Genomic DNA, 15,145 nt, shown 5'->3' on the forward strand with positions numbered 1-15,145 from the left:
GCCCCGCCCCCTACCGCGCGGGGTCGGGTCCGCGCACCACGGCCTGCCCGGGTCCGGAACCGCCGCCGTCCAGCACGGCCACGTCCCCGTCCCTATCGGTGCGCAGGTTCACCCGCGCCACCCGTCCCAGGATGTTCCACGTGAACGGCGCCGGATGCCCGTAGGTGTTGTCCGCGCCCACCGAGGTCACCGACACCACCGGGGCGGCGGCCTCCAGGAAGGCCGGCTCCTGGCTCCCCGCCCCGTGGTGGGGCACGGCCAGCACGGTCACCCGCAACAGGTCGGCGTCTGGTCCCTCCAGCAGCCTTCTCTGCGCCTCCTCCTCGATGTCCCCGGTCAGCAGGGCCGTCAGCCCCGCCCCGTCCGCCCGGACCACCACCGAAGTGTCGTTCACCGAGCCCGTGAAGCCGGGCACCGGCCACAGCACGCGCAGCAGCCACGTTCCCACCCTCAGCCGCTGGCCCCGTTCGGCCTCCAGCAACCGCACCCCGGCGTCGGCCAGCAGCCGCCCCGTGGCGCTCTCCCCGAACCCAGGCGGCGCCAGCGCGGCCCCCACAGTCCGGTGCCGCAGAACCCCGGGCGTTCCGTCCACGTGGTCGGCGTGGTCGTGGCTCAGGATCAGCAGTGGGACCTCGCTCACCCCCAACCGCCCCAGGCAGTCGTCCACCCTGTCCGGGTCCTCCCCGGTGTCGGCGACCACCGCCGAGCCCTGGCCCGCCGACAGCACGAAGGCGGTGCCCTGTCCCACGTCGCAGGCCACCAGCGCCCATCCCGGGGGCGGCCATCCGCCCGGCACGCACCGCGCGGCCAGGGCCAACAGCAGCACGGCCGCCACCATGGCCGCCACGACACGGCGCAACCGCCCGTGTGTGAACACCAGCGCCGCCAGTACGGCGGCCAGGACCAGCCCTCCCACCAGATCCGACCGCCAGGCCAGCGCGCCGTGCGGGACACGCGCGCCCGCACCGGCCACCGCCGCGATCCACGACACCCCCAGCCCGGGCAGGTGCGCGGCCACCGCCGCCGCCCCCGGCCACGCCAGTGCCAGAGCCGCCACCGCCGTCCCCGCCACCGTCACCGCGGCGACCACCGGAGCGGCCAGCACGTTGGCCGGAACCGCGATCCACGACAGTTCGCCCGAGAGCAGGACCAGCACGGGGGAGACCGCCACCTGCGCGGCCAGGGCCACCGCCAGCGCCTCCGCCACCGGACGCGGCAGGCCCGCCGACCACGCCCGCGTCCACGGCGGCACCAGAAGCAGGATGCCCGCGGTCGCCAGCACCGACAGCGCGAACCCGAAGGAGGCGGCCAGTCCCGGCGCTACGAACAGCACCCCGACCACCGTGACGGCCAGCGCACCGAGCCCCGCGTGGGCGCGTCCGGTGGCCAGCGCCAGCAGTCCCAGCGATCCCATGAACGCCGCGCGCACCACGCTCGGCTCCGGTCGGCACACCAGGACGAACACCCAGATCACCGCCGCACCGCCCGCCACCGAGCACCACGGTGGCGCCCGCAGCAGCCGGGAGACCGCCAGCACGAAGCCGGTGAGCACCGCCAGATTGGCCCCCGAGACGGTCAGCAGGTGCGTCATCCCGGTCTCCCGGAAGTCCTCGGCGGTCTCCGGCGGCACCCCGGACGCGTCGCCGACGATCAGCGCGGGGAGGAGCCCGTCCTCGGGCCGGGACAGCCCGGAGGAGGCCTCCCGCAGGCGCTCCCGCACCAGGCCGGCGAAGCTCTGCAGACCGCCGGGCCGCCCCACCTCCCCCGGCGGCCCGCGTACCAGGACCAGGGCGGCGGTGAGGGGGTCGTCCTCCGCGCCGAGGAAGACGCCCCGCGCCCGGAAGGCCTGCCCGGGCAGCAGCCCGCGCCAGTCCTCCTCCGAGGCCAGGACCACCACCGGGGCCGCGGAATCGCGCTCTGTTCCCCCGGACCGCACCCACGCGGTACGGGCGTCGATCACCCAGGCCGCCCTGCCGGGCCGGGGAGTCCCCGCCCGCGGGCGCGGATCGGACGTCACCACCGCCTCGAACTCCGCCTCGCGCCCCTGCTCCGCCGCCTCCCCGGCGGCGCTCCGCTCCACCCGGTGCACCTGCACACCGGCCACCGCCGCCACTGTGGCCACACAGGCCAGCGACGCCGCCGCGGTGAGCGCCACCGCCTCCAGGGGCGCACGCGCGGCCGTCAGGAGCGCCGCCGCTCCCGCCCCCGCGACCCCGGCCAGGGACCAGGCGGCCCACGGCGGGACGGCGAGCGCAGCCAGTGCGGCCAGCCAGGCCGTCGCCGCCGGCACCAGCAGGCGCAGATCGGGCGGCTTGTCCAGTCCGTACGCGTCCGTCCCCAGCCATGTGGTCACCGTCGCTCACCCCACAGTCACGTGGGGTCGGAGGTCTGCGAGGATCTTGTCGCCGATCCGGTCCACGTTGACCAGGTCGTCGACGCTGCGGAAGGGGCCGTGCTCCTCGCGGTAGGAGACGATGTTGTCGGCGATCACCGTGCCGATGCCGGGCAGGGTCTCCAGTAAGGCCCGGTCCGCCCGGTTGATGTCTATCAGCCCTGCGGTGCCCTGGGGGCCGCTTTCGGTGACGCCCGCGCCCGCGGGCACGGGGACGCCCACCAGGACCTGTTCGCCGTCGACGAGTGGACGGGCCAGGTTGAGCAGGTCGAGGTCGGCGCCGGGCAGCGGGCCACCTGCCTCCTCCACCGCGTCGGCCACCCGCGACCCCGACGGGAGCGTGTACAGCCCGGGGTCGGACACCTCACCGCCCACGTGCACCACGAGGTCCTCCTCCGGAGCCGTGTCCCCGGCCTCCCCGGTGCCCGGGACCCCGGCCTCGGTCCCCGCCTCCCGCGCCGGGGACTGCGGGCCGTCGCCCTCCGACGCGGGCACGGGCGCGGCACGGGTGACCATCTCGGGGGCTGGAACCGTGGTCGGCCGGTGGTACAGGGTCAGGACCAGTACGACGGCCAGGACGCCCAACGCGGCCAGGACGATGACCGCCCGCCGGGACAGCGCGGCCCGGGGCGGCCACCGCCGGGCCAGCCGTTCCAGGAACGAGCCGGAGGGCTCGGGGTCGAACTCCGCGTACCCCGACGGCGGGCGCTCCGGGCGCCGGTGCCGCCCCCCTGCCGGGTCGGGCCCCGGGTCAGGGCCGGGCGCGCCATCCGATGCGCCGACACGTCGGGCGGACGGAACGGTTCCGCGGTCCTGGGCCTCCCCGGCGCCCCGCTCCGCTGACCCCGCGGCCCTTGCGCCCCGCTCCTCCCCGGAGGTCCGCGCTGGGGGCACGGTCGCCGGTCCGCTCCGGTTCCCCCCGTGGGGCCGGGGCGCGGGTGCGGTCGCCTGCCCGTCCCGGTTGCCTCCCGGGGGCCGTGGTGCGATCACCGTCGCCTTTCCGGTCCGGCTCTCCCCGGACGGATTCCGCGTCGCCGTCGACCCGGCCGGATAGGGGCGCGGGGGAGCGGCCGCGCCGGGCGGGCCGTCGCGGCGGCGCTCGGGCCGGGGCTCCGGGGGAACGGGACCCGTGCCGGGAGCGGGCGGCGCGTCCGGGGGACGACGGGTACCGGTCTCGGCGCTTCCCGGGAGCCGCCTCCCTCCGGCCGTTCCCCTGGCGGGCCCGGCCGGGAAGCGGCCTTCCTCCACGGGGACGGGCGCCCCCGGGGCGTCCGGCCTGGCCCGGCTCCGGCTCCCGTGGACGCCGGAAGCGTTCCCGTCCCGCCACTGCGGGGCAGGGGCCCGGGCCGCGGTGCCCTCGGGAGCGTCCGGCGGCCGAGGACCGGTGGCCGGACCTCCGCGCGGAGCGGCCCCGTGGCGGCCTGCGCACTCCGGGCGGGGCCCGCCGCCGGACGCCGCCGACCGGTACGGGGCGCGCGTCCCGGCCACCGCGTACGGCGCACTCGGGATCGGCGGGACACCGAGTGGAGGCGGCGCGGGCCGCGGGTGCGAGCGGGGGATACGCGCGCGCAGGCGCCGGGCGGCGGGTGAGGCGTCCAGGGTGAGCGCGCGGAGTCGGTCCTGCTGGTCGGTCGAGGGGGAGTGGCGCCGGTTGCGGCGCTGAGCAGTCATAGGACCACGTTAGGAAGCCGGGAACGCTGTGTCAGCAGCCGATTCCAGACTGTGGACAACCCTCGCCCGGGCTTCCCCGCCCCGCGCGGACGGCGACGGGGGACAACGCCGGGCGCACGAAAAAACCCGGCCCGGTGCGCGCGCACCGGGCCGGGTCGAGCCTCAGTCTCAGGCGGACTGCAGGGAGTGCAGGCGCTTGGCGATCGCGCTCTTGCGGTTCGCGGCCTGGTTCTGGTGGATGACGCCCTTGCTGGTGGCCTTGTCCAGCGCGCGAGCGGCGGCGCGCTGGGCGACGGTGGCCTTCTCGACGTCCCCGGCCTCGGCAGCCTCACGGAACTTGCGGATGGCCGTCTTCAGCGAGGAGCGCACCGCCTGGTTGCGGACACGAGCCTTCTCGTTCTGCCGAATGCGCTTCTTCTGCGACTTGATGTTCGCCATGCGAAAACGTGCTCCAGTTGATCTTGGTCATCGCGCCGACCGGACCAGGCGGCCCGACCCGCGGGCAGCCGTTCCGCGAGGGGCCGGCGTGGGCGCCGACGCAGGGTGTGTGAGTCCACAGGGCCCGAGGCCGATGTGGAAGTCCGAGACACGGACTTCCAGTATGCCTCACACGGGGTACCGCTCAGGCACCACCTGCCCCCATGGAACCCGTGGCGACGCCGGGAGGACTTTTCCGAGGGTTCTTCCACGCACCGTCGCGGTCCCGTGCGGCACACGCGCGGAGCGGCGGCGAGGACTCCACCGCCCCGCCCGCGGGTCTTGGGGGAGCGCCGCTCAGGGCAGCAGCCACCCCTCCGTGTAGGCCGCCACGTCCTCCCCCGTCGCCTCGTCCCCCAGGTAGAAGGCCACCCCCAGGGCCATCCCCTCCGGAGGCTCGGCCTCGGTCACGCCCAGCCGGACGGCCTCCAGCGCGGTCGTCAACGACTCGTCGGAATCCTCCGGAGCCCACTCGCCGCGGCCGTAGGTGGGCAGCCCGAACCGCACCGCCACGCCCTCGTGCGCGCGCAGGGCCGTCACCGCCTCTGTCACCTGCCGCACCATGAATCCGCCGTACAGCGCGTCGCCGGGCATTCCCGCGCCCACACCCGGCAGCACCACCTCGTCGGCGTGCTCGGTGACCCGGTCCAGGTAGCCCTTGGACCAGTACTTCTCCCCGCGCTCCACGACGAAGGAGGGCACCCGTCCGCCCGGTACCAGCTCCACGTGGTGGGCCTGCACCGACAGCACGGGCTCCCCGCCCAGTTCCTCGCGCACCATCGACACGAGCGCGGGCACCGACGGGTCGTTCACGGTCACCGGACGGATCTCCAGGTGCACGCCCGCGAACCCGTCCGCGGCCACCTCGGCGACCGCCGGGGCGAGCGCCGCGCGGGCCTGTTCGTCGAGCCGGTCCCGCAGCAGCGAGGACCCGCTCTCCACGTGCCGCAACCACGCCAGCGCGCGCACGTCGGGATACTCCCGGTCCAGCCAGGACAGCAGGGAGCCGGTGTCCTCCACCCGCTCGACCCCGCCCTCGGCGTCGATCCCGCCCGCGTACACGTACACCGTGTCCACCCCGCCGGTGTCGAGCACCCGGGCCAGGGGGCCGGTGTCCTCCCAGGAGCCCACCCACGCCGCGTCGGAGCCCCGCGAGGCCGCCCACTGCTCCGGTTCACCCGAGAACTGGAGGGCCAGCAGGGCCCCCGCGCCGACCACCACGACCGCGATCGCGGCCACACCCGCCAGCAACCGTGTCAACAGCCACTTCAACCGCCCGCTCCTCCCACGTTCCGGACCGAGGGCGCTCCCCGCCCGCCACCGCCCCCGGCGGCGGCGCCTCGCGCCCGGTGCCCGCCCGCACGGCCCGTTCCCGGTCCCGGGTCACATAACCTGGACGCCAGACCCGCGCCCCATACTGCCGCACGGGCCGCTGCCGTCACCGAGAGAGGGCACCCGGCCGCCGTGGGATGATGGACGACGCCGTCGGCCTCCGCCGCGGCGGGGCGACACCGCCGCTAGGCGCACACGACCCGGACCCGACCTGTGAACGGAGCACGGTGGCACAGCCGAACTGGACCGATCCCGCGCTGATCCGCAACTTCTGCATCATCGCGCACATCGACCATGGCAAGTCGACGCTGGCCGACCGGATGCTCCAGATCACCGGTGTCGTCGAGGACCGCCAGATGCGCGCCCAGTACCTGGACCGCATGGACATCGAGCGCGAGCGCGGCATCACCATCAAGTCGCAGGCGGTGCGCATCCCCTTCACCGCCCTCGACGACCGGACCTACACGCTCGACCTCATCGACACCCCCGGGCACGTCGACTTCACCTACGAGGTCTCGCGCTCCCTGGCCGCCTGCGAGGGCGCCGTGCTGTTGGTGGACGCCGCGCAGGGCATCGAGGCGCAGACCCTGGCCAACCTGTACATGGCCCTGGAGAACGACCTCACCATCATCCCGGTGCTCAACAAGATCGACCTCCCGGCAGCGCAGCCGGAGAAGTACGCCGAGGAGCTGGCCGGGATCATCGGCTGCGAGCCCTCCGACGTGCTCAAGGTCAGCGCCAAGACGGGTGAGGGCGTCGAGGAGCTCCTCAACGAGATCGTCAACCAGATCCCGCAGCCCGTCGGCGACGCCGACGCCCCGGCCCGCGCGATGATCTTCGACTCGGTCTACGACACCTACCGGGGCGTGGTCACCTACGTCCGGGTGATCGACGGCAAGCTCAGCCCGCGCGAGCGCATCCAGATGATGTCCACCCGCGCCTCGCACGAGATCCTGGAGATCGGCGTCAGCTCGCCCGAGCCCACCAAGTGCGACGGGCTGGGGGTGGGAGAGGTCGGTTACATCATCACCGGCGTCAAGGACGTGCGCCAGTCCAAGGTCGGTGACACCATCACCTCCCTCAACCGGCCCGCGACCGAGATGCTGTCCGGGTACCGCGAGCCCAAGCCCATGGTGTTCTCGGGCCTGTACCCGATCGAGGGCACCGACTACCCGGTGCTGCGCGACGCTCTGGAGAAGCTCCAGCTCAACGACGCCGCCCTGGCCTTCGAGCCCGAGACCTCCGCCGCGCTGGGCTTCGGCTTCCGCTGCGGCTTCCTGGGCCTGCTGCACCTGGAGATCACCCGGGCCCGCCTGGAGCGCGAGTTCAACCTCGACCTCATCTCCACCGCCCCCAACGTCATCTACCGGGTGGACATGGAGGACGGCGCCGAGCACGTGGTGACCAACCCCAGCGAGTTCCCCGCCGGCAAGATCGACTCCATCTACGAGCCCATGGTCAAGGCCACCGTGCTCAGCCCCGCCGACCACATCGGCCAGATCATGGAGCTGTGCCAGGACCGGCGCGGCGACCTCCAGGGCATGGACTACCTGTCCGAGGACCGCGTGGAGATGCGCTACACGCTGCCCTTGGCCGAGATCGTCTTCGACTTCTTCGACCACCTCAAGTCCCGCACCAAGGGCTACGCGTCACTGGACTACGAGCCCACCGGCGAGAAGGCCTCCGACCTGGTCAAGGTGGACATCCTGCTCCAGGGCGAGGCCGTCGACGCCTTCTCCGCCATCGTGCACAAGGACAAGGCCTACGCCTACGGCGTGGAGATGACCAAGAAGCTGCGCGAGCTCATCCCCCGGCAGCAGTTCGAGGTGCCCATCCAGGCCGCCATCGGCGCCCGGGTGATCGCCCGCGAGAACATCCGCGCCATCCGCAAGGACGTGCTCTCCAAGTGCTACGGCGGCGACATCAGCCGTAAGCGCAAGCTGCTGGAGAAGCAGAAGGAGGGCAAGAAGCGGATGAAGATGGTCGGCCGGGTCGAGGTGCCCCAGGAGGCCTTCATCTCCGCGCTGTCCACCGACACCGGCGGCTCCGACGACAAGAAGAAGAAGTAGTCCCGCCCCGCGCACGGGGGACGCGGAGGGGGCGCCCCGAGCCGGGGCGCCCCCTGCGCGTTCTCCTCGGTACCGCCCGCTCAGCCCTTGACCGCTCCCGCGGTCAGGCCTTCGGTGATGTAGCGCTGGAGGAACCAGAACACCGCGAGGGTGGGCAGGGACAGCATGATCGCGCCCACCGCGAACATCCCGAAGTTCGCGTTGCGCTGCGAGGCCACGAGCTGGTAGAGGCCCAGGCCCAGCGTCTTGGCGTCGGTGTCGCGCAGGAACACGCTCGCCATCAGGAACTCGTTGATGGTGGAGATGAACACCAGCAGGCCCACGATCGCCAGCACCGGCGTGACCAGCGGCAGCATGATCCTGAAGAACACCTGCGCGTGCGAGGCCCCGTCCATCTGCGCGGACTCGTCCAGCTCCTTCGGCACGGTGTCGAAGAAGCCCTTCATCAGCCACGTGTTGATGCTCAGCGCGCCGCCCAGGTAGACCAGCAGCAGCCCCCACCGGGTGTCGAAGCCGATCGACGGGTAGTACTCGCCGATCGTGGAGAACATCAGGTAGATCGCCACGATCGCCAGGAACTGCGGGAACATCTGGATCACCAGCAGCCCGATCAGCCCCACCCGGCGGCCCCGGAAGCGCATGCGGCTGAACGCGTACGCGGCCAGCGCCGACAGCAGCACCGTCACGGCGGCGTTGGCGAAGGCGAAGAACAGCGAGTTCGCGTACCAGGTGGTGAACGGGGTGTTGCTGAACAGGTCCACGGCGTTGTCCAGGCTGGCCCCGGTCGGCCACAGCTGCGCGCTGGACAGGGTGCCCAGCGGGTTGAGCGCCGCCGACACCACGAACAGCACAGGGAAGAGCGCGAACGCCACGACCAGCAGCATCACCACGTGGCGCCAGCCGTACCTGCGGGCCCACAGGCCCAGACGGGCTCCGGTACCGCGCCGGTGGGGCGCGCGCACCGCGTCCGGGGTCGCGACCGCCATCAGTCCACCTCCTTGAGGGCCTTGCTCCTGCTGAGGCTGACCACCGACATCACCGACACGATCAGGAAGATCATCACCGAGAGCGCCGCCGCGTACCCGTACTGGGCGGTGGCCTCGTTGAAGGCGAGCCGGTAGGTGTAGGTGATGAGCAGGTCGGTGGCCCCGGCCGTCGGGCTCTCCGGGGAGAAGGGCCCGCCCTGGCTGATCAGCCACACCGCGTTGAAGTTGTTGAAGTTGAACGCGAACGTCGAGACCAGGATCGGCGTCATGGCCACCATGAGAAGCGGCAGGGTGACGTTGCGGAAGGCCTGCCAGGGGCCCGCGCCGTCGATCTGCGCCGCTTGTCCCAGCTCGCGCGGGACGGCCTGGAGGGCTCCCGTGGCCACCAGGAACATGTACGGGTAGCCCAGCCAGACGTTGGCCAGGATCACCGCGGCCCGGGCCGACCACGCGTCGCCCAGCCAGTCCACATCCAGGCCGAGCACCCGGTTGAACAGGCCGAAGTCGGTGTTGAACATGTCCCGCCACAGCAGGAACATCGCCAGCGAGCTCATCGCGTACGGCAGGACCACCAGGATCCGGTACACGACCTTGCCGCGCAGCCTGGGCACGTGCAGGGTGAGAGCGATCGCCAGGCCCACCACGAACACCAGGAAGGTGACGGAGGCGGCGAAGGCGATGTTCCACACCAGGATGCTGAAGAACGACGACGCGAAGGTCGGGTTGAACAGGAAGCGGGCGAAGTTGTCGAAGCCCACGCCGACCTGCCAGCCCTGGGCCAGCCGCTCCCCGTCCTCGTCGTAGAACGCGCCCCGCTCGTTGTCCGCGCGGTAGACGATCCCGGTCTCGGTGTCGGTTACGCAGTCGCACCCGGCGTCGTAGGCGCGGGTCGCGCTCCCCTCGAAGGCGGTGGACAGGCCGCTGGAGCGGATGCCCGTGCCGCTGCCGGTGGGCACCGCGAACGCCTGGAGCTCGTCGCTGCGCGCGTTGGCCTGGGCGGGGGACAGGATCGTGTACCCGAAGGCCTCGCTGATCTTGCCCGAGGGCTCCACGGTCGCGCCGTCGAGCTCGGTGAGTCCCTCCTCGGTCCCGGCGTAGGCCTGGCCCTCGGGGTCGGTGAGCAGGAAGGCCAGCTCACCGGTCTCGGGCGAGCCGGTGACCGCCACGGTCAGGGTGTACTCCTCGGCCCCGTCCGGGCTGCTCACCGAGTAGGCCTCGATGGAGGCGATGGCCTGTTCCTTGTCGCCCCGGTGGCCGTCGCTGAGGTTGGTCACCGAGGTGCTCATCGTGTAGAGCACCGGCAGGATCTGGAAGGCGGTCAGGAACAGCACGCCCGGGACCAGGTACTTGGCCGGGACGGTGCGCTTGGACAGGTAGACCCAGTAGACGAGGCCGACCACGGCCACGACCAGGCCGATGCCCCACCAATTGCCCGCCACGTACAGGGGCAGCACCGCCCACACGCCCAGGGCGGTGAACAGGCCCAGCAGGGCGATCTTGACGAGCTGCCCGGCCAGTGAACCGTTCCCGGCGAACCGGCCGCCCGGCAGGGGCGCGCGGGCGGGCGCCCCCGGTGAGGGAGCGCCCGCTGTCTTGTTGGACGCCACCGCTACTCGCCGATCTGCGAGGCGATCGTCTCGTGGGCGGCCTCCATGGCCTCGCGCACGTCCTCACCGGCGACGACGGCGGCCTGGGCGATGCCGAGCGGCTCCCACGTCTCACCCATCTCCGGGATGGAGGGCATCGGCATGCCCTCGGCCCCGGCCTCGGAGATCGCGGCGATGGCGGGGTCGTCGGCCGAGACGCTCTCCAGGGCCTCGGTCTGCACCGGCATGCGGGGATCGGCCTCGTAGAGGCTGAGGACGAAGTCGGTGTCGGTGACGTAGTTGGTCACGAACTCCTGGGCCAGGGCGCTGTTGGCACTGCCCTCGGTGACGAAGAACGCCTGGTAGCCGATGTAGGGGCTGGCGGGCTCCTCGCCCTCGAAGCCGGGGATGGGGCTGATCTCGTAGTTGACGCCCGCCTCGTTGGCGTCGGCGACGTTCCACGGGCCCGCGACGAAGAAGGGGGCCTCGCCCTCGTAGAACAGGGAGGCGTCGTTCTCCAGGGTGATGGAGCGGCGCAGCACGCCCTCCCCGGCCTCGCCGTACTCGGCGACCTTCTCCATGGCCTCGATGGACTCGTCGGTGCCCACGCCCAGGTCGGTCGGGTCCCAGTTGCCCTCCTCGTCCTGGCCGAAGAGGTAGCCTCCGGCGGAGGTGAACAGGGCGTTCATCCGGTAGGGGTCGCCCTCCTGGCCCACGGCCATGGACAGGACCTCGCTGGTCTCACCGGAGTCCTTGAGCTCGGTGCCGGCCTCGACCATCTCCTCGAAGGTCGCGGGGGCGTCCGGTGCCAGGTCGGTGTTGCGCATGAGGAAGATGTTCTCCTGGGAGTAGGGAACACCGAAGAGCTGGCCGTCGTAGTCGAGGGCCTGCAAGGAGGTCTCGTCCAGGCCGGAGGCGCGGTCCTGGGGCAGCTCGATGGGCTGCACGGCGCCGTTGCGCACCAGGTTTCCCGTCCAGTCGTGGGCGCCGATGAAGACGTCGGGGGCGTTCCCCGCCTGGTGGGCGTTGAGCACGTCGCCCTGGATGTCGCCGAAGGTCAGGCCCTGGACCTCGACCTCGATGCCGTTGGCCTCGGCGAACTCCTGGGCTGCCGCCTCGATGGCGTCGGCGCGCTCGGGGTCGGACCAGATGACGAGGCTGCCCTCGGCGGCGGCCTCCCCGCCCTCGTCGTCGCCGCCACTGCACGCGGTCGCCATCAGTGCGATCGCGGCGATGCCCGTGACCGCTCGTGCGCTGCGGAATCTCATGCTGTCTTCCTTCCGGGAGGCCGTGCTGAGGGGCTCGCGCATGCGTTCCGGCCGTCGAGGGCATGCGTGGTGATGTGACGCTAGCAATAACTTGCAAGCTTTGAAAGAGTTTGCGGATCTCCCGCATAAAGATGTGGAAACGCCACGGAAACGGGCGCGTGACATCGTGCGCTGGGTAGCGGCGCGGTGACCGTTCGCCGATCGATCCTGTGATGGTCGGCGATTTCGTAACACCATTGAACACGTCGTCGCGTACCACTCGAACCCCGCTCGGGTCCGGTCCGCCCGAGGTGCGTTCCCGCCCGGGCCCACGTGGAGCGCGCATCCGCCCCCTGCGGCGGGTAGGCGCGCGGCGTCCCGCGGCGGCGGTGTGGAGCGTGCTGGCGGCGGCGACTGCGCAACCGTGGAACCCCCCCCGGGCCGACGGAGGATGCGGAAGGGGCGTCCCGGGGACCTTCCGTGCCAGCGAGGGGGCTGATCTGAGCCGACCCGCGCAGCGGGCGGCGCCGGACACCGCGTCCGGCGCCGCCCGCGCGGGCTCAGCCGCTCGGCCCTTCAGCCGCTCGGCTGCTCAGCCGCGCAGCCACACCGCCGTCTCGGCGGGCAGCGTCAGGGCGCCCCCGGCGGGCTCGCCCACCGGTCCGCTGGCCACGAGCACCTCACCGTCGGCCGCGAGCTCCACGGCCTCCCCGGTGAGGTTCACCGCGACGCGGACGCCCGGCTCGCGCTCGAAGTACAGCACGCCGCCGGGCGCGTCCAGCCAGGCCATCGAGCCGTCGCCGAGCGCGTCCAGCTCCCGGCGCAGGCGCAGCGCCTCCGTGTACAGCTCCAGCGTGGAGCCCTCCACCCCGCGCTGGGCGGCGCGCGACAGGGCGCCCCAGCCCTGGGGCATCGGCAGCCACGGAACGCTGCCCTCGGGGCCGAACCCGTACGGCGCCTGGTCGCCGCCCCAGGGCAGCGGCACCCGGCAGCCGTCCCGGCCGCGGTCGGTGCGCCCCGAACGCTCCCAGGTCGGGTCCTGCAACGAGTTTTCGGGCAGGTCGGTGACCTCGGGCAGTCCCAGCTCCTCGCCCTGGTACAGGTACACCGAACCCGGCAGACCCAGCATCAGCAGCGTCGCCGCGCGCGCACGGCGCAGCCCCTGCTCGCCGCCGCCGAAGCGGGTCACGTGGCGGGTCACGTCGTGGTTGGACAGCACCCACGTGGTCGTCGCGCCCACCGCGCCGTTGGCGGCCAGGGACACGTCGATGACCTCGCGCAGGCGCCCGGCGTCCCACGGCGCGGTCAGGTACTCGAAGTTGAACGCCTGGTGCAGCTCGTCCGGGCGCAGGTAGCGGGCCACCCGCTGGGCGTCCTCCACCCAGGCCTCGGCCACCAGGGCGCGGTCGCCCGGGTACCCGGCGGCGATCCGCGCCCAGCGGCGGTAGATCTCGTGCACGCCGTCCTGGTCGAAGTAGGGCAGCGAGGTGCTGCCGTCGAGCATGTCGGCCTTGGCGTCCTCGGCGATGTCGGGCATCGCCGGGTCCTTGACCATGCCGTGCGCGACGTCGATGCGGAACCCGTCCACGCCCCGGTCCAGCCAGAAGCGCAGCACGTCGTCGAACTCGTCGTGCACCTCCTGGTTGGTCCAGTCGAAGTCGGGCTGCTCGGGGTCGAACAGGTGCAGGTACCACTGCTCGGGGGTGCCGTCGGGCCGCTTGAGCCGGGTCCATGCCGGGCCGCCGAAGATCGACTTCCAGTTGTTCGGCGGCTCCTCGCCGTCGGGTCCCCTGCCGTCCCGGAAGACGTACCGCGAGCGGGCGTGTGCGCCCGGCTCGGCGGCCGCGGCCTCCTTGAACCACCGGTGGGCGGACGAGGAGTGGTTGGGCACCACGTCGATGATCAGGCGGATGCCCATCCCGTGGGCGGCCTCCAGGAGGGCGTCGAAGTCCTCCAGGGTCCCGAAACGGGGGTCGACGTCGCGGTAGTCGGCTACGTCGTAACCGCCGTCGGCGAGCGGGGAGACGTAGAACGGCGTCAGCCAGATCGCGTCCACCCCCAGTTCGGCCAGGTGGGGGAGGCGTTCGCGGATGCCGGCGAGGTCGCCCTCGCCGTCGCCGTCGGAGTCGGCGAAGCTGCGGACGTAGATCTGGTAGATCGCCGCGTCGCGCCACCAGTGCTTCTGAGGCTCCATCAACGGGGGTCCTTCCCTGTGACGAGTGCAATTTCTTGCGCAAGATTACCGCCAATTTTCGGCCATGTGACGACGATCTCGACTAGAGTTGCGCCCATGGGTCCACGACTTGCCGACATCGCGCGGCACGCAGGCGTCAGCGAGGCCACCGTCTCGCGGGTGCTCAACGACAAGCCGGGCGTCGGCAGCGACACCCGCAAGGCCGTCCTGACGGCGCTGGACGTCCTCGGCTACGAGCGCCCCGCCCGGCTGCGGCAGCGCTCCGCGGGACTGGTCGGCATGGTCATACCCGAGCTGGAGAACCCCGTCTTCCCGATGTTCGCCCAGGCCGCCGAGGGGGCGCTCGCCCAGCGGGGGTACACGCCGGTGCTGTGCACCCAGACCCCCGGCGGGATAACGGAGGACGAGTACGTGGAGCTGCTGCTGGAGCGCAACGTCTCCGGCATCCTCTTCGTCTCCGGGCGCCACGCCGACACCACCGCCCCCCACGAGCGCTACCACGCCCTGGTCTCGCGCGGACTCCCGATCGTGCTGGTCAACGGGTACGCCGACGCCATCCCCGCCGTCTTCATCTCCTGCGACGACCGGGAGGCCGGGCACCTGGCCGTCAACCACCTGGTCGCCCTCGGCCACACCCGCATCGGCTTCACCAGCGGCCCCGAGCGCTACGTCCCGGTCCGCCGCAAGCTCGACGGGTACCACCGGGCCCTGGCGCAGCACGGCCTGGACGGTGAGGACCTCGTGGAGCTGTCGCTGTTCGGCGTGGAGGGCGGCCACGCCGCCGCCACCCGGCTGATCGAACGCGGCGTCACCGCCATGGTCTGCGGCTCGGACATGATGGCTCTGGGCGCCATCCGCGCCGCCCGCCAGCGCGGCCTGAGCGTCCCCCGGGACTTCTCGGTGGTGGGCTTCGACGACTCCCAGCTCATCGCCTTCACCGACCCTCCGCTGACCACTGTCAGACAGCCGGTCAACGCAATGGCGCTGGCCGCGGTGCGTGCCCTGTGCGACGAGATCGCCGGACACCCCGTCTCCCACACCGAGTACGTCTTCGACCCCGAGCTGGTCGTCCGCGGCTCCACCGCCATCGCCCCCGCCAGGAACCACGCCCCCCTCACCCGGATCGACGCCGCTCCCGCGCACGCCCGGGCGGAGCGCCCAAGGGTCTGACCGGGCACTCCTCCCCACGGC

Annotated in this window: 10 protein-coding genes; 2 read left to right on the forward strand and 8 right to left on the reverse strand. The window is 72.5% G+C overall.

Annotation, left to right across the window (positions count from 1 at the left end; genetic code table 11):
• Positions 1-10 precede the first annotated feature (10 nt).
• The 4 genes from ABD54_RS20905 to ABD54_RS20920 form a co-directional block, all read right to left on the reverse strand.
• Positions 11-2,353, reverse strand: a complete 2,343-nt coding sequence (locus ABD54_RS20905; protein ID WP_047871220.1) for a ComEC/Rec2 family competence protein — start codon at positions 2,351-2,353, stop codon at positions 11-13.
• Between the two features lie 6 nt (positions 2,354-2,359).
• The gene (locus ABD54_RS20910; RefSeq protein WP_047871221.1) at positions 2,360-3,286 is read right to left on the reverse strand and encodes a ComEA family DNA-binding protein; all 927 of its coding nucleotides are present in this window, start codon (positions 3,284-3,286) and stop codon (positions 2,360-2,362) included.
• A gap of 945 nt (positions 3,287-4,231) precedes the next feature.
• A complete protein-coding gene (gene rpsT, locus ABD54_RS20915; protein ID WP_047871222.1) occupies positions 4,232-4,501 on the reverse strand; it encodes a 30S ribosomal protein S20 in 270 nt (89 codons plus the stop codon).
• 336 nt (positions 4,502-4,837) lie between these two features.
• On the reverse strand, positions 4,838-5,812 hold the full coding sequence (locus ABD54_RS20920; RefSeq protein ID WP_047871223.1) for a hypothetical protein: 975 nt from the start codon (positions 5,810-5,812) through the stop codon (positions 4,838-4,840).
• 287 nt (positions 5,813-6,099) lie between these two features.
• Between ABD54_RS20920 and lepA the strand changes: the two genes are divergently transcribed.
• Positions 6,100-7,941: a translation elongation factor 4 gene (gene lepA / locus ABD54_RS20925; RefSeq protein WP_047871229.1), complete on the forward strand. Its 1,842-nt coding sequence runs from the start codon at positions 6,100-6,102 to the stop codon at positions 7,939-7,941.
• A gap of 80 nt (positions 7,942-8,021) precedes the next feature.
• Here lepA and ABD54_RS20930 read toward each other — a convergent pair whose 3' ends face one another.
• From ABD54_RS20930 to ABD54_RS20945, 4 genes are all read right to left on the reverse strand, one after another.
• A complete protein-coding gene (locus tag ABD54_RS20930) occupies positions 8,022-8,927 on the reverse strand; it encodes a sugar ABC transporter permease (protein ID WP_047871224.1) in 906 nt (301 codons plus the stop codon).
• Positions 8,927-10,534, reverse strand: a complete 1,608-nt coding sequence (locus tag ABD54_RS20935; RefSeq protein ID WP_047871225.1) for an ABC transporter permease subunit — start codon at positions 10,532-10,534, stop codon at positions 8,927-8,929. Before ABD54_RS20935 ends, ABD54_RS20930 begins: the two co-directional genes overlap by 1 nt.
• A gap of 2 nt (positions 10,535-10,536) precedes the next feature.
• Entirely contained in the window at positions 10,537-11,781 is a 1,245-nt protein-coding gene (locus ABD54_RS20940) for a maltose ABC transporter substrate-binding protein (protein WP_047871226.1), read from the reverse strand.
• Positions 11,782-12,352: 571 nt separating this feature from the next.
• A complete protein-coding gene (locus ABD54_RS20945; RefSeq protein WP_047871227.1) occupies positions 12,353-13,954 on the reverse strand; it encodes a glycoside hydrolase family 13 protein in 1,602 nt (533 codons plus the stop codon).
• Between the two features lie 96 nt (positions 13,955-14,050).
• Here ABD54_RS20945 and ABD54_RS20950 point away from each other — a divergent pair, with 96 nt between their 5' ends.
• The gene (locus ABD54_RS20950; protein WP_047871228.1) at positions 14,051-15,124 is read left to right on the forward strand and encodes a LacI family DNA-binding transcriptional regulator; all 1,074 of its coding nucleotides are present in this window, start codon (positions 14,051-14,053) and stop codon (positions 15,122-15,124) included.
• The last annotated feature ends 21 nt before the right edge of the window (positions 15,125-15,145 follow it).

The sequence above is a fragment of the Nocardiopsis sp. RV163 genome, from assembly GCF_001029525.1.
Classification (GTDB): Bacteria; Actinomycetota; Actinomycetes; order Streptosporangiales; family Streptosporangiaceae; genus Nocardiopsis; species Nocardiopsis dassonvillei.